This is a genomic window from Pseudomonas sp. PDM20 (assembly GCF_014852575.3).
In the GTDB taxonomy this organism is placed as follows: domain Bacteria; phylum Pseudomonadota; class Gammaproteobacteria; order Pseudomonadales; family Pseudomonadaceae; genus Pseudomonas.
This window is the reverse complement of record NZ_CM181224.1, coordinates 1,847,839-1,869,834: the sequence shown is the minus strand read 5'-3', so window position 1 is coordinate 1,869,834 and position 21,996 is coordinate 1,847,839. Positions and strand designations below refer to the sequence as shown.

Genomic DNA, 21,996 nt, shown 5'->3' with positions numbered 1-21,996 from the left:
ACGCTGGCGGATCAGAGCGGCTCGTCTTCCGGCTCGCCGTCCAGGGCCTGGTCGAGCGCCGACTCGCCTTCGGGGCCGTCGAAGTGGCCGTCCTCGAAGGTCAGCTCGGCCGGCGGCTCTTCGCGCGGTTCGAAGACGTCTTCGTCGCCCTCTTCCAGTACATCTTCCGGCACTTCCCCGAAGCGCGCGGCGCCTTCCTGTACCTCGGTGCGGGCGCGGACGTGGATGGGCGCGAAAGCTTCGTTCTGCACCAGTTCCACCAGCTGTTCCTTGACCAGCTCCAGCACCGCCATGAAGGTCACCACCACGCCGAGCTTGCCCTCCTCGACACGGAACAGGCTGATGAAGGGCACGAAGCCCTCGCCCTTCAGGCGTTCGAGGATTTCGGTCATGCGCTCGCGGGTGGAGAGCATCTCGCGGGTGACCTGGTGGCTTTCGAACAGGTCGGCGCGGCGCAGCACCTCGGCCATGCACAGCATCAGTTCCTGCATGTCCACTTCCGGCAGCAGCCGGCGCGCCCGCGCATCCGGCGCGGCGACAGTGGGCACCACGTAGTCGCGGCCCAGGCGCGGCAGGTCGTCGAGGTCCTCGGCGGCCTTCTTGAAGCGTTCGTACTCCTGCAGGCGGCGAATCAGTTCGGCGCGCGGGTCTTCCTCTTCTTCCTCGGCCTCGGCCGAGCGCGGCAGCAGCATGCGCGACTTGATCTCGGCGAGCATGGCGGCCATCACCAGGTACTCGGCAGCCAGCTCCAGGCGCACCGATTTCATCAGTTCGACGTAGCCCATGTACTGGCGGGTGATTTCCGCCACGGGGATGTCGAGGATGTTGATGTTCTGCTTGCGGATCAGGTAGAGCAGCAGGTCGAGCGGGCCTTCGAAGGCTTCGAGGAAGACCTCCAGGGCGTCCGGCGGGATGTACAGGTCCTGCGGCATCTCCGTCAGGGCCTCGCCGTAGACGAGCGCCAGCTGCACCGGCACCTGGTATTCAGGGGCGGCGGCGGGGGCTTCCGGCTCGGTCAGGTCACTCATCGGCCACTCGTCAGGCGCTGGGGTTCGAAGGCGGCATTATCCCTGCTTTTGCCGGCGGCGCGAGGGGCTTTTGGCTCAAGGGATGGGCGGTGTCACATCACAGGCAGGCCGTGCTCTGACAGAAAGCATCGCGGCGGAATCGGTTCGGTTCGGCAGAACACCTGCGTGCGGCGCTCCTACACCGTCAGTTGATCCGCACACCCTTCAGCGGTAGGACAGCCCCATCGCATGCCGCACTTCCACCAGCGTCTCCCGCGCGGCCTCGCGGGCGCGCTCGGCGCCTTCGGCGAGGATGCTGCGCACCAGTTCGGGATTGTCCTCGTAGTCCAGCGCACGCTCCTGGATCGGCGCCAGTTCGTGGAGGATCGACTCGATCACCGGCCGCTTGCAGTCCAGGCAGCCGATCCCGGCGCTGCGGCAACCTTCCTGCACCCACTGGCGGCAACTCTCGTCGGAGTAGATCAGGTGCCACTGCCATACCGGGCAGTGCTCCGGGTCGCCCGGATCGCGGCGGTGCACGCGCGCGGGGTCGGTGGGCATGCGCGCGATCTTTTCCTCGACCACCGCCGGGCTGTCGCGCAGGGCAATGGTGTTGTGGTGCGACTTGGACATCTTCTGCCCGTCCAGCCCCGGCATCTTCGGCGCGTGGCTGGTGAGGGTCTGCGGCTCGGGCAGCAGCATGCGACTGGTGCCTTCGAGGTAACCGAACAGCCGGTCACGGTCGCCCAGGGTCAGGCTCTGCTGCTCCATGAGCAGCGCACGGGCGGTCTCCAGCGCCTCGGCGTCACCCTGTTCCTGCCAGGCGCGGCGCAGGCTGCTGTAGAGCTTGCCGGTCTTCTTGCCCAGGCGGGCGATGGCAGTCTGGGCGCGGTCTTCGAAGTCCACCTCGCCGCCATAAAGATGGTTGAAGCGGCGGGCGATCTCGCGGGTGAATTCGACGTGGGCGAACTGATCCGAGCCTACCGGCACCAGGCCTGCGCGGTAGATCAGGATGTCCGCGGCCTGCAACAGCGGGTAGCCGAGGAAGCCGAAGGTGGAGAGGTCCTTGTGGACCAGCTTTTCCTGCAGTTCCTTGTAGGTCGGCACGCGCTCCAGCCAGGACAGCGGGCAGATCATCGACAGCAGCAGCTGCAGCTCGGCGTGCTCGGGCACCTGGGACTGGATGAACATCGTCGCGGCGCTGGGGCTGACGCCCACTGCCAGCCAGTCGATGGCCATGTCGCGCACGTGCTGGCGGATGCTGGCGGTCTCGTCGTACTCGGTGGTCAGGGCGTGCCAGTCGACGATGGAGAAGTAGCATTCGTACTCGTGCTGCAGTTTCACCCAGCTCTGCAGCACACCGTGGTAATGGCCCAGGTGCAGGCGCCCGGTGGGGCGCATGCCGGACAGCACACGGCGCAGGGATTCGACGCTGGTCAAGCGGTCAACCTCGCGGGTTCGGCGATGGGACGAGGGAGTATAGCCAGCACGCCGGGCGTGTTCAGGCGTTGACCATGAAGGGTTCCGGGTCGCCGCAGCCGACGCGCACGACCACCGGGTCTTCGTCGGTCAGGGCGATCACGGTGGAGGCCTCGCCGCCGCCGAAACCGCCGTCGATGATCAGGTCGACCAGGTGCTCCAGCGAATCGCGCATCTCGTACGGATCGTTCAGCGGCTCGCTCTCACCGGGCAGGATCAGGCTGACGCTCATCAGCGGCTCACCCAACTCCTCCAGCAGCGCGAGGGCGATCGGGCAGGCCGGCACGCGCAGGCCGATGGTGCGGCGCTTGGGATGCAGCAGCATGCGCGGCACTTCGCGGGTGGCGTTGAGGATGAAGGTGTAGGGGCCGGGCGTGTGCGCCTTGAGCAGGCGGAACAGGCCCGTGTCGACCTTGGCGTAGAGGCCCAGTTCGGACAGGTCGCGGCAGACCAGGGTGAAGTTGTGCTTGTCGTCGAGCCGGCGGATATGGCGGATACGCTCCACCGCGGACTTCTCGCCGATACGGCAGCCCAGCGCGTAGGAGGAGTCGGTGGGATAGGCGATCACCCCACCCTGCCGGACGATCTCCACCGCCTGCTTGATCAGGCGCGCCTGGGGATTTTCCGGATGGATCTGAAAGAACTGGCTCATGGAGTCTCCTTGGTCCCGATGGCGCTCTCGGCGCTGGCGAAGCGCGGCCAGAGCGGCGCCAGGTCTTCGGGCACGCTCCGGTAAAGGCCCAGCTCCGACCAGTCGCTGGGGCCGTGGAAGTCGCTGCCGGCGGTGACCATCAGGCCGAATTCACGGGCGAGGATGCTCAGCACGCCGACCTGCTCGGCCGGCTGCGGGCCGTTGCAGACTTCCAGCGCATGCCCGCCGGCGGCGATGAAGTCGGCCACCAGCTTGCGCCGCTTGGTGCGGGTGAAATCGTACTGATAGGGGTGCGCCAGGCTGATCCAGGCGCCCGCCGCGCGCAGCGTGCCGACGGCATCGGCGAGGCTCGGCCAGTGCTGCTTGACGTCGCCCAGCTTGCCGGCGCCCAGCCACTTGCGGAAGGCCTCGGCGCGGTCCTTGACGTAGCCCTGGCGCAGCAGGAACTCGGCGAAATGCGGGCGTGCCGGGGCGTTCTCGCTGTCGCCCAGTTCGGCCTGAATCGCCCGCGCGCCCTCGAAGGCACCGGGCATGCCCTTAGCCTCCAGGCGCCGACCGATTTCCTCGGCGCGGGTCCAGCGGGCGCGGTGCAGGTCGTCCAGCGCCTGCACCAGCGGCTCGGCCGTCACATCGAAGCCGTAGCCGAGCACGTGGATGGTCGCCCCGCCCCAGGTGCAGGACACTTCGACGCCGTCCACCAGCTCCATGCCCAGCGCCTGTGCGGCGCGGCGCGCCTCGGGCAGGCCGTCGAGGGTGTCGTGGTCGGTCAGCGCCAGTACGCGCACGCCGCGCCCATGGGCACGCTCGACCAGGGCCGTCGGGCTGAGCTGTCCGTCGGACGCGGTGCTGTGGCAGTGCAGATCGACTCGCATGGGGCTTCCAGGGAATGCAGGATGACTTTCAGTCGGGATAACTTTGCGTCGGGATAGCTTTCTGTATAGACGTTTCTGTGCCAACGCTCCCGCAGCAACGCATTGAAACCATGATCTGACGCAGCGTTGGGCGGATGGCTCTTTCAGTTCATCCGCAGGTTGGTATTATGCCGGCTCTACTGGGCTCTGGCTGCCGTAATGAAGCAATTCATCGATTTCATTCCCCTCATCCTCTTCTTCATCGTTTACAAGCTCGACCCGCGCAACGTCGAACTCGCCGGCCAGAGCTTCTCGGTCGGCGGGATCTACAGCGCCACGGCGGTGCTGATCGCCGCCTCCGTGGTGGTCTACGGCGCCCTGCTGATCAAGCAGCGCAAGCTGGACAAGGGCCAGTGGGTGACGCTCGCCGCCTGCCTGGTGTTCGGCGGCATGACCCTGGCCTTCCACAGCGAAACCTTCCTCAAGTGGAAGGCGCCGGTGGTGAACTGGCTGTTCGCCCTGGCTTTCGCCGGCAGTCACTTCATTGGCGGCCAGCCGCTGATCCAGCGCATCATGGGCCATGCGGTACACCTGACCGATACCCTCTGGGCGAAACTGAACGTCGCCTGGGTGCTGTTCTTCCTGATCTGCGGCTGTGTCCAGCTGTTCGTCGCCTTCACCTTCCAGGACTACTGGGTGGACTTCAAGGTGTTCGGCAGCCTGGGCATGACCCTGCTGTTCCTGATCGGCCAGGGCGTATTCCTGGCCCGCCACATGCACGATGAACCTACCGGCGAAAAACCCAAGGACTGACATGCTCTACGCGATCATTGCCCGTGATATCACCGCTTCCCAAGAACGCCGCCTGGCCGCCCGTCCCGCGCACATCGCACGCCTGGAGCAGCTGAAGGAAGAAGGCCGCCTGGTGCTGGCCGGCCCGCACCCGGCCATCGACAGCAACGACCCGGGCGCCGCCGGCTTCACCGGCAGCCTGATCGTCGCCGAGTTCGACTCGCTGACCGCCGCCCAGACCTGGGCCGACGCCGATCCGTACCGCGCCGCCGGCGTCTACGCCGAAGTCGTGGTCAAGCCGTTCAAGAAAGTCCTGCCCTAACAGCGCGCGAGCGTTGCACCCCGAGGCACGGAGCGCCACGGGGCATCGCAGCCGGACTGCGCCGGGATGGCCATGGACGGCGGCACATCATCGAACAAGGAGTCCCGATGCGCCGTTTGCCCCTGCTCGCCTGCCTCGCCCTGCCGCTGCCCGCCCTCGCCGAAGAGCCCGTCACGGAGCAACCGGCGCAAGGCGCTGTCCAGGCAACAGCTCAACCGCCGGCCGCCAATCCTGAACTGGAGCAGCGCCTGGCCGACAGCGAACGGCAGCGCGCCGAACTGGCCGCGCAACTGGCCGCGCAACCGGCACAGCAGGATAACAGCCAGGATGAAGCCCGCATCGCCCGCCTCACCCAGGAAAACCAGCGCCTGAAGCTGCAACTGCGCGAGGCCCAGGCCAACCAGCCGCCGCGCCTGCTCAGCGAGCAGCAGACCTGGTACGTGGCCGGTGCCGGCACCGCCCTGCTGGCGTTCATCCTGGGCATGCTGAGCCGTGGCCGACGCCGCTCGCGCCGCGAATGGATCAACTGAAAGAAGCCTCTTCATGAGTGAACTGCTGCTGATCGACGACGACGTCGAACTCTGCGAACTGCTGACCACCTGGCTGACCCAGGAAGGTTTCAGCATCCGCGCCGCCCACGATGGCGCGCAGGCCCGCGCCGCGCTGGGCAGCCGTGCGCCGGACGCGGTCGTGCTCGATGTCATGCTGCCCGACGGCAGCGGCCTGGAACTGCTCAAGTCGCTGCGCAGCGACCATCCGGACCTGCCGGTGCTGATGCTCTCCGCCCGCGGCGAGCCGCTGGACCGCATCCTCGGCCTGGAGCTGGGCGCCGACGACTACCTGGCCAAGCCCTGCGACCCCCGCGAGCTGACCGCCCGCCTGCGCGCCGTACTGCGCCGCAGCCACCCGGCACAACCCGCCGCGCAACTGGAACTGGGCGACCTGGCGCTGAACCTGTCGCGCGGCGTGGCCACCATCGGTGCCGAAGAAATCAGCCTGACCCTCTCCGAGAGCCGCATCCTCGAAGCCCTGCTGCGCCAGCCGGGCGAACCACTGGACAAGCAGGCGCTGGCGCAGCTCGCGCTGGGCCGCAAGCTGACCCTGTACGACCGCAGCCTGGACATGCACGTCAGCAACCTGCGCAAGAAGCTCGGCAGCCACCCCGACGGCCGCCCGCGCATCCTCGCCCTGCGCGGGCGCGGCTACTTCTACGCAGCCTGAAATCTCGCCCTGCGGAGGGCCCGGGCCGCTCTGGCCCGGGCTTCGTAAAGTTTCCAGCCGGGCTTCACGTAATCTTTACCGAAGCTTTACGTGGGACTGACCGCCCTTGACCTTGCCGACCCTAGACTGGGCTCATCCGGTAACGACCGGCCCCTGAAAGGAGAAACACCATGCGCAAGACCCTGACCGCCCTGCTGATCGCTGCCGCCCTGCCGACCGTCGCGCTGGCGGCCACTCCCGCGCCGACCGACGCTCCGCCGCCGGCCCCGTTCATGAAGGACCACGGCCCGAGCATGCACCGCGGCCAACACGGCGGTGCGTTCCGCGAACTGAACCTGACCCAGGACCAGCGCCAGCAAGTCGGCAAGTTGATGGGCGACTCGATGAAGGATCGCCGCGCGATCACCGAGAAGTACTGGAACAAGCTGCCCGAGGCCGACCGCAAGGCCATGCAGGAAGAACTGAATGCCAACCGTGACAAGGCCGACGCCGGCATCCGCGGCATCCTCACGCCCGAGCAGCAGAAGAAGTTCGACGAGATGAAGAAGCAGCGCGAACAGCGTAAGGCCGAATGGGCTGAATTCCAGACCTGGAAGGCCCAGAAGGACGGCGCCAAGACCAACTGATTCGCTCCAGCAAACGCAGGCGCCGGGTTCTACCCGGCGCCTTGCCGTGGAGCCCCCGACAACGGATAGACCATGCGGCTGAACAGGAAGACCATGCGTTCACTCTTCTGGCGGATCCTCGCCGCCTTCTGGCTCGCCCTGCTGCTGGTGGCCGGACTGTCGATCCTGCTGGGCCGCGCCCTGAACCAGGACACCTGGGTGATCGCCCGCTATCCCGGCCTGCATGACATCGCCAAGCAATGGACCCTGCTTTACGAGACGCAAGGCCCGGATGCCGCGCAGGAACTGCTGGAAAGCCGCCGCAAGCAATACGAACTCTCGGTGCAGGTGCTCGACGAGACTGGCCAGCGCCTGGTCAACGGTACCTACCTGCCGCGCCCGCCACGCCCGCGCGACAACAACTTCGACCGGGAAAACCTGCCGCGCTTCCCCTGGCGCCAGTTGAGCCAGGAATACACCAGCAGCCGTACCGACCAGACCTACCTGTTCATCTACCGCATTCCGCACCCGACACTGCAGGCCTGGCACCGCAGCAGCCTGCTCTGGCCGCTGAGTGCGCTGGGCATCGCGCTGGTTGTGCTGACCGTGTTCAGCCTGCTGCTGACGCTGTCCATCACCCGCCCGCTGAACCGCCTGCGCCGCGCTGTGCATGACCTCGGCCAGACCAGTTATCAACAGGACAGCCTTGCCCGCCTCTCCCGCCGTGGCGACGAACTAGGCGTGCTGGCCCGTGATTTCAACCGCATGGGCGCCCGCCTGCAGGGGCTGATCGGCAGCCAACGCCAGCTCCTGCGCGATGTGTCCCACGAGCTGCGTTCACCGCTGGCGCGCCTGCGTATTGCCCTGGCCCTGGCCGAACGCGCCGAGCCCGAACAGCGCGCCGCCATGTGGCCGCGTCTGGAACAGGAATGCGACCGCCTGGAAGCGCTGATCAGCGAGATCCTCGCCCTCGCCCGCCTCGACGCCGAACCCGGCCCGACCAGCCGCATCGACCTGCTGCCGCTGTTCGAACGCCTGCGCAACGACGCGCAACTGCTTTACCCGGAACAGAACATCCAGCTCGACGTCTCGCCGCAACTGGCTGTCGACGGCTGGCCCGACATGCTCGAACGCGCCCTCGACAACCTGCTGCGCAACGCCTCGCGCTTCAACCCGGCCGAGCAACCGCTGGAGGTCCAGGCACGGATCGATGACGAGCGCCTGCACATCAGCGTGCGCGACCACGGTCCCGGCGCCAGCGAGGAACACTTGACGCAACTGGGCGAACCCTTCTTCCGCGCTCCCAACCAGAGCAGCCCCGGCCATGGCCTGGGCCTGGCCATCGCCCGCCGCGCCATCGAGCGCCATCACGGACGGCTGCGCCTGGCAAACCATCCCGATGGCGGTTTCCTGGCCAGCATCGACCTGCCGCTGCGCCGCCAGGGCGCCTGAACCGAGCGCATTTTCGGAGAGCAACCATGAGCCTTCCCGCCTTCGCTGTCCCGACTCCCGCCCTGGAAAGGCCGCTGCCGCCGGCAGCCCTGCTGAGCCACGAACCCTACGACGATCCGCAATACCTGGTGCTGGCGGTGGAACTGGCGCGCCTCGCCACGCAATGGCGCGCACGCTGGCCCGGCTTGCGCCTGAGCCTGCCGCAGAGCGGCACCTGGCCGCTGGAAAGCTGGCCGGATGCGCTGGGCGAAGCACTGGATGCCTTGCTGGAAGGGGCGCTGGCGCGCCATCCATATGCTGCGCTGGAGCTGACGCTCAGCTCAGCACACGGTGAATTGCGTCTGGATCTGCAAGGCTACGACCCGCAGGCGCGAGCCTGGCTGCCGGAAGCCCTGCCCCCGGCGCGACGCCTGGCCGCCTGGCAGGGCGGGCACCTGCTCTGGCGCGCCCGCGGCGCTGGCTGGAAGGTGCGCCTGGAACTGCCGCTCAGCCCCGCCAGGCGCTGACGAACTCAGCCGGGTCCAGCGGTGCCGGCCGGCGCAGCTCGCCGATAGGCGTGCCGAGGTAGATGAAACCGACGATACGTTCGTTCTCGGCCAGCCCCAGGCCCTCGCGCACCAGCGGATCGAACGCCATGGCGCCAGTGCGCCACATCGCTCCCAATCCTTCGACGTAGGCCGCCTGGATGATGCCGTGGGCGGCGCAACCCGCCGCCAGCCACTGCTCGATCTCCGGCACCTTGGGGTGATCCTGCAGGCGGGCCACGGCGACCACCAGCAGCGGCGCGCGCAGCGGCATGGCGCGAGCCTTGTCCAGCGCCTCGGGCTTGCCATCCGGCTCATTGGCCGCCACGGCACGGGCGAACAGTTCACCCAGCTCCTTGCGCGCCTCGCCTTCCACGGTGAGGAAGCGCCACGGGCGCAGTTGCCCGTGATCCGGGGCGCGCAAGGCGCTACGGAACAGGCGGTCCAGCTGCTCGGCAGACGGTGCCGGCTCGCTCAGGCGGGCATGGGACACACGGTTGAGCAACGCGTCGAGAGCCTCCATGGGCTGCCTCCAGTCAATCTCGAAAGCCGCCATTGTAGACGCAAAGGGTTCGCATTTGTCCGGGAAAGACGGCGCACTCCTTCTCCGCCCAACTTGTAAAGGGGAACGGTGTCACGCGGTTTACTCTCGGCAGGCGGCAGGTAAAATGGCCGATTCCTCCTGGATTCAGACCTCAGCGCATGGCCCTGCCGACACTACGCACCCTCGGATTCATCATCGGCATCTTCGTGATCACGCTGGCGGTCGCCATGCTGGTCCCCATGGCCACGCTGCTGTATTACGGCCGTGCCAACGAGCTGCACCCGTTCATCTGGTCGGCGATCATCACCTTCACCTGCGGGCTGGGCATGGTCATTCCCGGCCGCCCGGAGCAGGTACACATGCGCCCGCGGGACATGTACATGCTCACCGTGTCGAGCTGGGTGATCGTCTGCTTCTTCTCGTCCCTGCCGTTCATGTTCGCGCGGCACATCAGCTTCACCGACGCGATCTTCGAGAGCATGTCGGGCATCACTGCCACCGGGTCGACCGTGCTGTCGGGGCTGGACAAGATGTCCCCGGGCATCCTCATCTGGCGCTCGCTGCTGCACTGGCTGGGCGGCATCGGCTTCATCGCGATGGCGGTGGCGATCCTGCCGATGCTGCGCATCGGTGGCATGCGCCTGTTCCAGACCGAATCCTCGGACCGCTCCGACAAGGTCATGCCGCGCTCGCACATGGTGGCCAAGTACATAGTCGGGGTCTACGTGGCCATCACCATCGCCGGCACCCTGGCCTTCTGGTGGGCCGGCATGGGGCTGTTCGACTCGCTCAACCACGCGATGTCGGCAATCTCCACCGGCGGCTTCTCCACCTCCGACCAGTCCCTGGCCAAGTGGCACCAGCCGGCGGTGCACTGGGTCGCGGTGGCGGTGATGATCCTGGGCAGCATCCCCTTCGTGCTCTACGTCGCCACCCTGCGCGGCAACCGCAAGGCGTTGATCCGCGACCACCAGGTGCACGGTTTCCTCGGTCTGCTGGTATTCACCTGGCTGGTGATGGGCACCTGGTATTCGGTGAACTCGGGCCTGCCCTGGTTCGACGCCTTCCGCATCGTCGCGGTGAACGTGACCTCGGTGATGACCACCACCGGCTTCGCCCTGGGCGACTACGGTCTGTGGGGGCACTTCTCGATCATGCTGTTCTTCTACCTGGGCTTCATCGGCGGCTGCTCCGGCTCCACTGCCGGCGGCATCAAGATCTTCCGCTTCCAGGTGGCCTACACCCTGCTGCGCGCCAGCCTGTACCAGCTGATCCACCCGCGCGCGGTGATCAAGCAGAGCTACAACGGCCACCGCCTGGACGAAGAGATCGTGCGGTCGATCCTGACCTTCTCGTTCTTCTTCGGCGCCACCGTCGGCGGTCTGGCGCTGGGCCTGTCGTTCCTCGGCCTGGACTGGATGACCTCGCTCACCGGCGCGGCCAGCACGGTAGCCGGCGTCGGTCCGGGCATGGGCCCGATCATCGGCCCGTCGGGCAACTTCGCCTCGCTGCCGGACGCGGCCAAGTGGCTGCTCTGCGGCGGCATGCTGCTCGGGCGCCTGGAGATCATCACCGTGCTGGTGCTGTTCACCCCGGCGTTCTGGCGCCACTGATCGCTCCAACAGCCGCTTAATGGGCCGAATGAACAGGCCGTAGGATGGCGTGGAGCGCAGCGATACCCATCGAATCCGCGCACGGCCAGCATGGGTATCGCTGCGCTCCACCCATCCTACAAACCGATACACCGGGAACGCCGGCACACGGCGCTGCCCTTGCAGGAGCGGCCGTGCCCGCGATCAGCGCCAACCGGCGCTGGGTGAATCACAAGTCCTCGCGGTACTCCCCCGGCGTCTTGCCGAACCAGCGGCGGAAGGCGCGGAAGAAGTTGCTCGGCTCCGAGAACCCCAGCAGGTAGGCGATCTCCAGCAGCGTCATGCGCGGCGTGGCGAGGTACTGCTGGGCCAGTTCGCGGCGAGTGTCGTCGAGCAGTTGCTGGTAGCTGGTGCCCTCTTCCTGCAGGCGGCGCTGCAGGGTGCGCTCGGACAGGTTCAGCGCCTGGGCCACGCTTTCGCGCTTGGGCTCGCCCTGGGGTAGCAGGCGGCACAGCACCTGGCGGGTCTGGTGACTGAAGCGACTGCTGACGAAGCGCGCCAGGTACTCCCCGGCGAAACGGTCATGCAGGCGCGCCAGCTCCTCGTTGGCAGTGGGCAGCGGCGCGCTCATGTCCTCGTGGGAGAACAGCATCGCGCAGTCGGCATGGCCAAAGCTCAGCGGCGCCTGGAACAGCTCGCGGTAGGGTTCAATGTCCGGCGGTGGCTCGCCCGCCAGGCGCACCTCCAGCGGCTTGATCGCCCGCCCGGTGATCCAGCGCAGCATGGCGATCAGGCTCGCCAGTGAGCACTCTGCACTCTGGCGCGGCACCGGCAGGCGATCACCGTGAACCACGATGCGATACAGGCAGCCCTCGGGCAGGCGGCGGAAGGTCAGGTCGGCGCCCTCTGCGATGATCCGCTGGTAGCGCTCCAGACGCTCGAAGCCCTCGCCCAGGTTGCGGCTGGACATCAGCGCATAACCCACCACGGGGAACGCCGGCGTGTGCACGCGGGCAATGTTCAGGCCGATGGCCGGGTTGCCGGACAGCTCCACGGCGCGGTTCCACAGGCGGCTCATGGCGTCCTGCGGGAAGCGCGCATCGGGGTCGTCGAGGGCGCCGAAATCCAGCTGCAGTTCAGTGAACAGCGCGCGGCAGTCGAGGCCTTCCAGCTCCAGCGACTGGACGATCCCCCGCACCCAGCTCGACAGGGTTGTACGCTCAGGCATGCAATTTCTTCTGGTTATGGTGGTGATCCGCGCCGAACGGCCGGAGAAGCCGGCGGCACAGGGGGATACTAAACTGGCCCCCTATGTCATCCGCAAGTCTGAAGGCACCGGCCTACACTGGCGCCATCACAACAACAGGAGGTGCGCCATGAGCACCCAGACCGCCGATCGATTCCAGAGCTTCGCCGAGTTCTACCCGTACTACCTGCAGGAACACAGCAACGCCGTGTGCCGTCGCCTGCACTACGTGGGCAGCCTGCTGGTGCTGTCGATCCTCGCCTACGCCCTCGTCAGCGGGCACTGGCTGTGGTTGCTGGCCATGCCGCTGGCCGGCTACGGCTTCGCCTGGGTCGGCCACTTCGTGTTCGAGAAGAACCGCCCCGCCACCTTCAAGTACCCGCTGTGGTCGCTGATGGGCGACTGGGTGATGCTCAAGGACGCCTTCACCGGGCGCATCCGTTTCTGAGCCATTGAGCGGTCAGCGCGCGGCGTTACGCAGCGACGCGCGCTCGAACAGCAGCGCCTGAACTTCCCCGCCGGCATGCTGGGCGATGCGCCGCCAATTGGCCGGCACATCGGGAATCTCCTGGTCGTTGTAGCGACTCATCACCAGCCAGACACGGCCATCGCCTGGCGGCAGGTCGGCCAGGCGGTCGACGAAGCTGTGCTGGCGATCATCGATCAACGAGCCGAAACCGTAGAGCCCCGGCCGCCCGGACGAACCATCCGCAGCTGGCGCGGTGTACAGCAGCGGTTCGCTGCCGGTGCGGTTGTAGTAACGGAACGCCAGGTACCAGAGGATATCGTCCACCACCACCCGGTCACCGGCGTGGTAGTGGGCATTGACGTAGGCGACCATGCCGTCGAACTGCTCGTCCGGGTCCGTCTCGTAGGCCCGCGCCAGCCCCAGGCCCTGCAGGCCGAGCAGCGTCGCCAGGGTCACCACTCCCAGTGCCCGCCGCGCCTCCAGCAGGCGGTCCAGCGCCAGCGCGAACAGCAGCGGCAGCCCCAACGCAAAGGCTGTCAGGTAGCGCTCGACGAACACCGGCGAAACAAAAGACACGCCATACAACCCCAGCAGCGGCAGGCCGACGTACAGCGAGAGCAACACGCCGGCGCGCTGGCGGCTGCGATCGTGATGCAGTACCAGCAACATCGCCCCCACCACCAGCAACGGCACGCCCACCAGCAGGGGCCACGCCAGCTCGTTGCCATCGGACTGCGCGAGCCATTGCCAGAGCATCGACGGGACGGAACGGCCATCCACCGGCGGCGCCCAGCCCACGTCTCCGCCCGCGACCAGCACCGCCATGTGGCGAACCAGGTCCAGCAGGCCGGGCAACCAGGGCAGGAACAGCATGGCGATGGCCAGGTTGGCCAGCCACCAGTCGCGGCGACGCAGGGGTGTTTCCGGCAGCGACGCCAGCCAGGCCCAATGCACCAGCAGGCCGAACAGGCTGAAGTAATGGGTGTAGAACGCCGCCGCCATCAGCAGGACGTAAGCCAGCAGATGGCGCCGTTTGCCCTTCTCCCGCCAGTAGAGCAAGGCCAATGTCGCCGCCAGCAGCCAGCAGCCGAGCAACGAATACATGCGCACTTCCTGGCTGTAGCGCACCGCCGTGGGCAGCAGCGCCAGCAACACGACAGCGAGCAAGGCCGCGCGGCGACTGGCGAGGCGCCACGCCAGCCAGCCGCCGAGGAACACCGCGAGCGTGCCGAACACCGCACTGAACAGGCGCAGCGACAGCACGCCCTCGCCCAGCAGCCCGGTCCACAGGTGCAGCAGATAGAAGTACAGCGGCGGATGCACGTCGTGGGCAGCGTGCTGCCAGAGTTGCAAAGGCGAATAGCGGGCGAGGAACAGGCTGGAGCTTTCGTCGCCCCAGATAGCCGAGCCGGTCAGCTCATACAGGCGCAGGCACAGCGCGAGGGTCAGCAACGGCAGGAACCACCACTGGCGCAACAGCTCAAGCAGGCTCGGGGACTCGCGGGAAGACATCACGGCCTCGCAGGGACAAACTTCCGTGCCGCTGAGTGTACGTCAGGCGCGCCCGGCTTACCGGCGGATCAGCAGCTCCCGCGCGCGGGCCTGGTCGTCCGGCGGCAGCTCCGCGAGCAGCTCCACCTCGCCGGCGATCAGCGCGCCCACCGGCACGCCATCGCGATAGAGCACGCGGTTGCCGCTCACGGCCGGCACCTTGCGCCCCGGCAGCAGGGTGCCAGCCAGGTTCAGCGGGTCGACCGCCGACACCACCACCCATTCGCCGCTCGCTTCCCGGCGACGCACTTCACGCAACAGGCCGACGGCTTCAGGCAAGGCGAACTGCTCGCCGGTCAGCCCGGCAACGAAGCGCCCGCCGCGAATTTCCCCGCGCGCTTCCAGACGGTGGTAGACCCGCAGCAGGTCGCGCCACGGCGGCAGCCAGTCGGCTTCGCGGTCGAGCAGCCGCCAGCAGACCACGCCGTAGCGGCGCAGCAGGGTCATGGCGACATGCTCCAGCACCTCCGCCGACACCCGCGCTCCTGGTTCCAGCGTGGCGCGGCGCAGCAGCGCCCAGCGCCCGGCATCGGCCATGCCGAACAGTGGCGTACGCGAACGACGCTGCGGGTGCCGCCGAGCCGCCGGCATCAGCAGGGCGCGCAGGCCGGCGAAGCTGTCGGCATTCACCCGCCCGGCCGCCACCAGTTCACCCAGCACGGTTTCCAGCTCGGTGCGCAGCAGGTGACTGTCGCTGGCCAGTTCCTCGAAGAAGGACGCGCCGTGCTCCTTGAGTACCTCCAGCACCTTGCTGGCCTTGGCGGACAGCTCGGCCTCCGTCTGCCCCGCGCTCAACGCGCTCCACTGCGCCATCTGCGCGCGGGGCAGCAGCACGATGGGCGTGCTCTTCAGCGGGCCGCCGCGCCCCTTCGCAGCGGCTCGGCCGGGCAGACGCGCCCAGACGATGCGACCGGCGCGGCACAGGTCGTCCAGCCAGTTGATGCCGTAGTCGGCCACGCGGCTGGGCAGGAGGTCGCTTTCCCAGGCGCTGGCAGCGGCCTGGAAGCCTTCCAGCTGGCTGAGTACGCCGGCCAGGGATTCAGCACCGCGCACCCTCGATCCAGCGGACACTCGCTGCCAGTCGAACAGGAAGCGCATGAAATCCGCCCGCGCCACCGGTTCGATCTCCCGGCGCAGGCGCTTGACCGTGTAACGGTGGATGCGCGCCAGCAGGTGGCGCTCGCACCATTCCTCCTCGCTCACGCCCGGCGTGAAGCGACCGCGCAGCACGTAGCCCTCGCGCTCCAGGCTGGCCAGGGCGAAGCCGGTATCGCCGGAGGAAATGCCCAGGTCATCCGCCAGCTCGCGCAGCAGGCGCGGGCCGAAGCCGGTCAGGCGCGCCCGCACCAGTTCGACCTGCGCTTCGTCCACCGCACAGGGCTCGCACAGCGCCGCAGGCAGATCGAGCGAAGGCTTCATCGCGACCTGCGGATGCAGCGCAAGCCACTGGCTGAGCCGTTCCGCCGCCACCCAGACTGCGCCCGCGAGCAGCTCCAGGCGCGTCGCCCTCCCCGCTTTGGCCAGTGACTTGAGCAGGAAAGGCCAGCCCTCATTGGCCTGCGCCTCGCTGTCGCGGATGCCACCCAGACCGGTCAATGCCTCGTGCATCTCGTCGGCGTCGCGGGCTTCGGGCCAGGCCTCGGCGCGTACCGCGTCGATGGCATCGGCATCCAGCGCGCCGAGGCCGTCGGCGCTTTCCGGGTCGGTCCAGCGGCGGCTCTGCACGGCCTGGGTGCGGCGCTCTTCAAGAGGCGCGTCGTCGAGGAAGGAATAAGGACTGGCGGACAGCACCTCCGCCGCCAGTGGCGACGGTGCCGGCAGATCGCGCGCGAGCAGGGTCACCGCTCCGCTTTCCATGCGCCGCAGCAGGTCCAGCCAGCCTTCACAGTCCATCGCCTCGTGCAGGCAGTCGTCGAGGGTCTGAGCCACCAGCGGATGATCGGGAATCTCGCGCTCGCCGACGATGTTCTCCAGGCACGCGACCTGGTCGGGGAACACCGAGGCCAGCAGGTCCTCGCTGCGCATGCGCTGCAACTGCGGGGCGACTTTCCGCCCGCCGCTGTAGCGCGGCAAGGCCAGCGCGGTGGTGGCGTTCCAGCGCCAGCGCACACCGAACAGCGGTGCATCGAGCAGCGCCTGGATCAGCACATGCTCGCCGCTGTTGGAGTGCAGGTAGCGCCACACCTCGTCCAGCGGGAAGCTGTGGCTGGTGGACAGCGAGAGGATGATCGCGTCTTCCGTGGCCGCAGCCTGCAGCTCGAAGTTGAAGGTGCGGCAGAAGCGCTTGCGCAAGGCCAGGCCCCAGGCGCGGTTGATACGGCTGCCGTAAGGCGAATGGATGACCAGCTGCATGCCGCCGGATTCGTCGAAGAAGCGCTCGAGGATCAGCGTCTTCTGCGTCGGCAGCGCGCCGAGGGCGTGGCGTGCGCGGGCCAGGTATTCCACCAGCTGGCGCGCCGCGGCGTCATTCAGGCCGAGCAGGCCCTGAAGCCAGTCGATGGCCCGTGCCAGCGGTTCAGGGTCGTTCTCGCCCTGGGCGAGCAACTCGTCCAGCTGCCCGCGCAGGCGAGCGACACTGGTGGACAGCTCGTCGGTGCGCCCTGGCGCCTCGCCGAGCCAGAAGGGGATGTTCGGTGGCTGGCCCTGGGCGTCTTCGACGCGCACGCGGCCTGGCTCCACGCGCAGGATGCGGTAGGAGATATTGCCCAGCTGGAACACATCGCCGGCCAGGCTCTCCACCGCGAAGTCCTCGTTCACCGTACCCACGCTGAGGCCCTGCGGCTCCAGCAGCACGGCGTAGTCGCCGGTATCGGGAATGGTGCCACCGGAGGTCACGGCGGTGAGCTTGGCTCCGCGCCGGCCACGCAGGCGCTGGTGCACGGCATCACGGTGCAGGTAAGCGCCGCGCTGACCGTTGCGGCTGGTGTAGCCCTCGGCGAGGGTACGCAGCATGGCGTCGAAGTGCTCGCGGCTGAGGTCGGCGTAAGGTTGTGCGGCAGTGAACAGTTCGAACAGCGCGTCCTCGTGCCATTCCTGGCAGGCCACTTCGGCGACTATCTGCTGAGCCAGCACGTCCAGCGGAGCGTGGGGAATGCTCAGGGCGTCCAGCTCGTTCTGCCGCACGCTGTCGAGCAACGCCACGCATTCGATCAGGTCATCCCGCGAAGTCGGGAACAACCGTCCCTTGGGCGTACCGCCGACACTGTGGCCGGAGCGGCCGACCCGCTGCAGGAAGGCGGCGATGGAACGCGGCGAGCCGATCTGGCAGACCAGCTCGACGTCGCCGATGTCGATGCCCAGCTCCAGCGACGCGGTGGCCACCAGCACCTTCAGTTGCCCGGCCTTGAGCCGCCGTTCGGCGCCCAGGCGAAGTTCCTTGGACAGGCTGCCGTGGTGCGCCGCCACCCAACCGGCGCCGATGCGCTCGGCGAGGTGCCGGGTGATACGCTCGGACAGCCGCCGGGTGTTGACGAACACCAGCGTGGTGCGGTGCTCGCTGGCCAGCTCGGCGAGGCGGTCGTAGACCTTGTCCCAGACATCGTGGGACATCACCGCCTCCAGCGGCGCTGCGGGCACTTCCAGGTTCAGGTCGCGCTCGCGGCTGTAGCCGATGTCGACGATGCGGCAGGTCTGGTGGCGCCCTACCAGGAAGCCCGCCACTGCCTCGATGGGCTTCTGCGTGGCGGACAGGCCGATGCGCACCAACGGCGCTTCGCACAAAGCCTGCAAACGCTCCAGTGACAGCGCCAGATGGCTGCCACGCTTGCTCGCGGCCAGCGCGTGGATTTCATCGACTATCACGCTGCGCGCGCCGGCGAGCATGGCGCGGCCGGAATCCGAGCCGAGCAGCACATAGAGCGATTCGGGTGTGGTGACGAGGATGTGCGGCACCTGCCGGCGCATGGCCTCGCGCTCACTGGAAGTGGTGTCGCCGGTGCGCACCGCCGTGCGGATATCCACCTCCGGCAGGCCCATTTCCAGCAGCGCCGAGCGGATGCCGGCCAGGGGCTCCTCGAGGTTGATGCGGATGTCGTTGGACAGCGCCTTGAGCGGCGAAACGTAGACCACCGAGGTGCGATCCGGCAGCGTCCCGCCGTTCGCCAGCCCCTCGCGGACCAGTGCATCGATGGCCGAGAGAAAGGCCGTGAGCGTCTTCCCCGAACCGGTGGGCGCCGCCACCAGGGTCGATTCGCCTGCCTGGATTGCCGGCCACGCCTCGACTTGCGCCTGCGTCGGTGCCGCGAAGTGCGCACGGAACCAGCCGGCCACCGCCGGGTGGAAAGCGGACAGCACATCGGCGCGCCTGGCGCGGGAGGAAGTTCGAGGAGCAGTCATGCAGACCAATATGGTGGTGCGCGAAGCCGGTCACAAGGACCACTGATCGCGCCTCGCCGCAGGTCGCGCCAGCCGTTACTCTTCACGCATCCACCCGGCGGAAGTACACCGATGAGCGAGCGTGATCGCGACTATTACTGGGAGCAGGTCAGGCAGCGGAACAAGCAGAAGCCGCCCGAAGACCCGAAACGCAACTGGCGGCTGCTGGTGAGGCCGCTGCTGTGGTTCCTCATCCCGCTGCTGCTCCTCGCCGCCGGTACTGCCCTGTGGCGCAACCCCACCAGCCATGCCTGGCTTCAGGAGCGCTGGGTGGTGCTGCAAAGCCGCCTGGGTATTTCCCCTGCCGGCCCACAGGCGACTCCAGCGGGCTCTCCCTACAGCGATAGCCCGCGCAGGCTGTCCGACTGCATCAAGCCGGGCAACGTGATCGACGACGAGGTGCGGGCCTGCGTGAAGGGGTATCGGCCGAAGACCTGGTGATTGGCTGGCGCCGGCCCTGCCGACGGATCGCGGGCATGGCCTGCTCCTGCAACGCGCGCTCCCCCGTTTACGTAGGGCGGATAACCCGGAACGCCCTACGAACTGCTCGGGAAGGAACGGGCCTTGTCCGCGAAATCCTGCACACCGGAACGTCCCCCACCCGCGACCGCGAGCAGGTCCCACGCCCTCATCAGGATTCGTCGTTCTGCCCCAGCCCATGCATTCGCAGCTTGTTGGCGATGGTGGTGTGCGACACCCCCAGCCGCTTGCCCAGCTGCCGGCTGCTCGGGTGCTCGCGGTAGAGCCGCTCCAGCACCGCCCGTTCGAACCGGCCGACGATGGCGTCGAGCCCGCCTTCCAGGGAGAAATCCCCCAGTGGGTGCGGCGCGCCGTAGTCCGGCAGGCGGATGTGCTCGGGGCGGATGGTGCCGCCTTCGCACAACGAAACCGCCTGGAACAGCGCGTTCTCCAGCTGCCGCACGTTGCCGGGCCAGTGGTAGCGACCGAGGCGATCCAGTGCCTGCGGCGACAGCCTGGGCAGCGAGCAGCCGATCTGCCGGCTGGCCTGGTCGAGGAAGTGCTCCACCAGCGGCTCCAGGCCGTCCAGGCATTCGCGCAGCGGCGGGATGTGCAGCGACAGCACGTTGAGGCGGTGGTAGAGGTCCTGACGGAATTCGCCCTTGGTACACAGTTCGGACAGGTCGACCTGGGTCGCGCAGATTACCCGCACGTCCAGGTACACCTCCTCGTCGCTGCCGACGCGGCGGAAGCAGCCGTCCTGCAGGAAGCGCAGCAGTTTGGCCTGCAGGCGCGGGCTCATTTCGCCGACGCCGTCGAGGAACAGCGTGCCGCCGGCGGTCAGCTCCAGCAGGCCGAGCTTGCCTTCCGGGCGTGCGCCCTCGAAGGCACCGGGGCCGTAGCCGAACAGTTCGGTCTCGGCCATGGATTCGGGCAGGCCGGCGCAGTTCAGCGCCATGAACGGCGACTGCCCGCGCGGGCTGGCGAGGTGGCAGGCGCGGGCCAGCAGCTCCTTGCCGGTGCCGGTCTCGCCTTCGATCAGCAGTGGCGCGTCGAGCGGCGCCATGCGCCGCGCTTCGCGCACCACGGCGGCCATCACCCGCGAGCTCTGGAAGATGCTGTCGAAGCCGCGCAGCTCCAGGCGACGCACGTTGTAGATGCGCTCGCCGACTCGGTCGGCGCGGTGCAAGGTGAGCACGGCGCCAGCCAGTGCTTCGCTTTCGTCGTGCTCGGTCTGCAGCGGCGCGATGTCGGCGAGGAACACGTCGCCCTTCACCTTCACCCGCAGGCCGTTGATGCGTGCCTTGTTGGCCCGCACCAGTTCGGGCAGGTCGAGGTCCTCGACGTAGCGCGACAGCGGGATGCCCGGCACTTCGTCGACGCGCACGCCCAGCAGCTGAGCAGCGGCGCGGTTGCCGGCGACGATCTGCCCGGCCATGTCGATGGACAGCACCGGGAACTCCAGCGCCGCCAGCAGCGCGTTCAGCTCCAGGTGACGGCGTTCGCTGGGCATCAGGCCGACGCGCTTGACGCCGAACACGCCGGGCACCGCTTCAAGCTTGGGCTTGAGCGACTGGAACTGCAGGTTGATGAGGTTCGGGCAGAGCAGGTAGATGGCGTTGCCCTGCTCGCCACCGACTTCGCCGCGGTTGACGTTGATGCCGTAGTCGACCAGCAGGTTGAGGATGTCGCGCAGGATGCCGACGCGGTTCTGGCAGTGCACTTTGATGCGCATGGCGGGCCCGTGGTTGTCGTTGTGGTGGGCGCTCCGGCACGGGTATTCGCAAGGCGGCCGGAAATTACCGTCAAGAATATGTGACAGATCACCGCACCTTCAAGCCATGGCCGGATGCTGGCGCCGACGATCGTAATGTTTTCTTTACGGATTGACGGACCACCGACCTGCCAGGGTAGCGCCAAGGGGGCTGTTCGCCGGCACGCATCGCGCTATTTGTGAGTCATCACAAGAACAGGCAGCTCGACGCCGGAGGCTCCATGAAGACAACGCAGTACGTGGCCCGCCAACCTGACGAAGACGGTTTCATCCACTACCCGGAAACCGAACATCAGGTCTGGAATACCCTGATCACCCGCCAGCTGAAAGTGATCGAGGGCCGCGCTTGTCAGGAATACCTGGACGGCATCGAGCAGCTCGGCCTGCCCCATGAGCGCATCCCGCAGCTGGGCGAGGTCAACCAGGTGCTCCAGGCCGCCACCGGCTGGCGCGTGGCGCGGGTGCCGGCGCTGATCCCGTTCCAGACCTTCTTCGAGCTGCTGGCCAGCCAGCAATTCCCCGTCGCCACCTTCATCCGCACCCCGGAAGAGCTGGACTACCTGCAGGAGCCGGACATCTTCCACGAGATCTTCGGCCACTGCCCGCTGCTCACCAATCCCTGGTTCGCCGAATTCACCCACACCTACGGCAAGCTCGGCCTCGCCGCCAGCAAGGAAGAGCGCGTGTACCTCGCCCGCCTCTACTGGATGACCATCGAGTTCGGCCTGCTGGATACCTCGCAGGGCTTGCGCATCTACGGCGGCGGCATCCTCTCGTCGCCCAGGGAGACGGTCTACAGCCTCTCCGGCGAGCCCGAGCACCAGGCCTTCAGCCCGCTGGAATGCATGCGTACGCCGTACCGCATCGACATTCTGCAGCCCCTGTATTTCGTGCTCCCCGAACTCAAGCGGCTGTTCGAGCTGGCCCATGAGGACATCATGGCGCTGGTGCGCGAAGCCATGCGCCTGGGCCTGCACGCGCCGAAGTTTCCGCCGAAACAGGCCGCCTGATCCGCTGCAATCGATCCCATCTGTGCCTAGGATGAGACGTGCTCGCGAGCCTAAGATGGTTCGCGAGCGCAC

At 67.6% G+C, this 21,996-nt stretch carries 20 protein-coding genes; 11 read left to right on the top strand and 9 right to left on the bottom strand.

Annotation, left to right across the window (positions count from 1 at the left end; genetic code table 11):
- Positions 1–11 precede the first annotated feature (11 nt).
- From IB261_RS08860 to IB261_RS08845, 4 genes are all read right to left on the bottom strand, one after another.
- A complete protein-coding gene (locus IB261_RS08860) occupies positions 12–1,028 on the bottom strand; it encodes a segregation and condensation protein A (RefSeq protein WP_192210162.1) in 1,017 nt (338 codons plus the stop codon).
- A gap of 204 nt (positions 1,029–1,232) precedes the next feature.
- On the bottom strand, positions 1,233–2,408 hold the full coding sequence (locus tag IB261_RS08855; protein WP_494515529.1) for a tryptophan--tRNA ligase: 1,176 nt from the start codon (positions 2,406–2,408) through the stop codon (positions 1,233–1,235).
- A 100-nt stretch (positions 2,409–2,508) separates the two neighbouring features.
- Positions 2,509–3,138 (bottom strand): L-threonylcarbamoyladenylate synthase, encoded by a 630-nt coding sequence (locus IB261_RS08850; protein WP_081518024.1) that lies wholly within the window; start codon positions 3,136–3,138, stop codon positions 2,509–2,511.
- Positions 3,135–4,010 (bottom strand): PHP domain-containing protein, encoded by an 876-nt coding sequence (locus IB261_RS08845; RefSeq protein WP_192382023.1) that lies wholly within the window; start codon positions 4,008–4,010, stop codon positions 3,135–3,137. The genes IB261_RS08850 and IB261_RS08845 overlap by 4 nt, the downstream gene beginning before the upstream one ends.
- A 198-nt stretch (positions 4,011–4,208) precedes the next feature.
- On the opposite strand from IB261_RS08845, the gene IB261_RS08840 reads away from it, so the two are divergent.
- The 7 genes from IB261_RS08840 to IB261_RS08810 all read left to right on the top strand — a co-directional run bounded on the left by IB261_RS08840 (position 4,209) and on the right by IB261_RS08810 (position 8,887).
- Positions 4,209–4,802, top strand: a complete 594-nt coding sequence (locus IB261_RS08840) for a septation protein A (protein ID WP_192224980.1) — start codon at positions 4,209–4,211, stop codon at positions 4,800–4,802.
- Position 4,803: 1 nt separating this feature from the next.
- Entirely contained in the window at positions 4,804–5,103 is a 300-nt protein-coding gene (locus tag IB261_RS08835) for a YciI family protein (protein WP_081518021.1), read from the top strand.
- Between the two features lie 107 nt (positions 5,104–5,210).
- Positions 5,211–5,633, top strand: coding sequence for a translation initiation factor 2 (IF-2, GTPase) (locus IB261_RS08830; RefSeq protein WP_081518020.1), 423 nt, complete (start codon positions 5,211–5,213; stop codon positions 5,631–5,633).
- Positions 5,634–5,646: 13 nt separating this feature from the next.
- Positions 5,647–6,324, top strand: coding sequence for a response regulator transcription factor (locus IB261_RS08825; protein WP_045210141.1), 678 nt, complete (start codon positions 5,647–5,649; stop codon positions 6,322–6,324).
- A 170-nt stretch (positions 6,325–6,494) separates the two neighbouring features.
- Complete coding sequence (locus IB261_RS08820; RefSeq protein ID WP_192382021.1) at positions 6,495–6,950, top strand: Spy/CpxP family protein refolding chaperone; 456 nt, start codon at positions 6,495–6,497, stop codon at positions 6,948–6,950.
- A gap of 93 nt (positions 6,951–7,043) precedes the next feature.
- Positions 7,044–8,381, top strand: coding sequence for a sensor histidine kinase (locus IB261_RS08815; RefSeq protein WP_192382019.1), 1,338 nt, complete (start codon positions 7,044–7,046; stop codon positions 8,379–8,381).
- A 26-nt stretch (positions 8,382–8,407) separates the two neighbouring features.
- Positions 8,408–8,887, top strand: a complete 480-nt coding sequence (locus IB261_RS08810) for a hypothetical protein (RefSeq protein WP_081518018.1) — start codon at positions 8,408–8,410, stop codon at positions 8,885–8,887.
- Here IB261_RS08810 and IB261_RS08805 read toward each other — a convergent pair.
- Entirely contained in the window at positions 8,868–9,428 is a 561-nt protein-coding gene (locus IB261_RS08805) for a nitroreductase family protein (RefSeq protein WP_081518017.1), read from the bottom strand. The genes IB261_RS08810 and IB261_RS08805 overlap by 20 nt on opposite strands.
- Positions 9,429–9,607: 179 nt before the next feature.
- On the opposite strand from IB261_RS08805, the gene IB261_RS08800 reads away from it, so the two are divergent.
- Positions 9,608–11,062, top strand: coding sequence for a TrkH family potassium uptake protein (locus tag IB261_RS08800; protein ID WP_081518016.1), 1,455 nt, complete (start codon positions 9,608–9,610; stop codon positions 11,060–11,062).
- A 208-nt stretch (positions 11,063–11,270) separates the two neighbouring features.
- Here the strand turns inward: IB261_RS08800 and IB261_RS08795 are convergent, their stop codons facing one another.
- Entirely contained in the window at positions 11,271–12,269 is a 999-nt protein-coding gene (locus IB261_RS08795) for an AraC family transcriptional regulator (protein WP_192382017.1), read from the bottom strand.
- A 148-nt stretch (positions 12,270–12,417) separates the two neighbouring features.
- On the opposite strand from IB261_RS08795, the gene IB261_RS08790 reads away from it, so the two are divergent.
- Positions 12,418–12,735: an Mpo1-like protein gene (locus IB261_RS08790; RefSeq protein ID WP_081518014.1), complete on the top strand. Its 318-nt coding sequence runs from the start codon at positions 12,418–12,420 to the stop codon at positions 12,733–12,735.
- 12 nt (positions 12,736–12,747) lie between these two features.
- On the opposite strand, the gene IB261_RS08785 is transcribed toward IB261_RS08790, so the two are convergent.
- Together IB261_RS08785 and IB261_RS08780 are read right to left on the bottom strand one after the other, a co-directional pair.
- Positions 12,748–14,268 (bottom strand): glycosyltransferase family 39 protein, encoded by a 1,521-nt coding sequence (locus IB261_RS08785; protein ID WP_192382014.1) that lies wholly within the window; start codon positions 14,266–14,268, stop codon positions 12,748–12,750.
- 57 nt (positions 14,269–14,325) lie between these two features.
- The gene (locus IB261_RS08780) at positions 14,326–18,642 is read right to left on the bottom strand and encodes a DEAD/DEAH box helicase (RefSeq protein WP_192382012.1); all 4,317 of its coding nucleotides are present in this window, start codon (positions 18,640–18,642) and stop codon (positions 14,326–14,328) included.
- A 111-nt stretch (positions 18,643–18,753) separates the two neighbouring features.
- On the opposite strand from IB261_RS08780, the gene IB261_RS08775 reads away from it, so the two are divergent.
- Positions 18,754–19,122, top strand: a complete 369-nt coding sequence (locus IB261_RS08775) for a hypothetical protein (RefSeq protein ID WP_151186393.1) — start codon at positions 18,754–18,756, stop codon at positions 19,120–19,122.
- Between the two features lie 190 nt (positions 19,123–19,312).
- Here IB261_RS08775 and IB261_RS08770 read toward each other — a convergent pair whose 3' ends face one another.
- Positions 19,313–20,875 (bottom strand): sigma-54-dependent transcriptional regulator, encoded by a 1,563-nt coding sequence (locus IB261_RS08770; protein WP_081518010.1) that lies wholly within the window; start codon positions 20,873–20,875, stop codon positions 19,313–19,315.
- Positions 20,876–21,135: 260 nt separating this feature from the next.
- Between IB261_RS08770 and phhA the strand changes: the two genes are divergently transcribed.
- Positions 21,136–21,924, top strand: coding sequence for a phenylalanine 4-monooxygenase (gene phhA / locus IB261_RS08765; RefSeq protein WP_081518009.1), 789 nt, complete (start codon positions 21,136–21,138; stop codon positions 21,922–21,924).
- Positions 21,925–21,996: the final 72 nt, after the last annotated feature.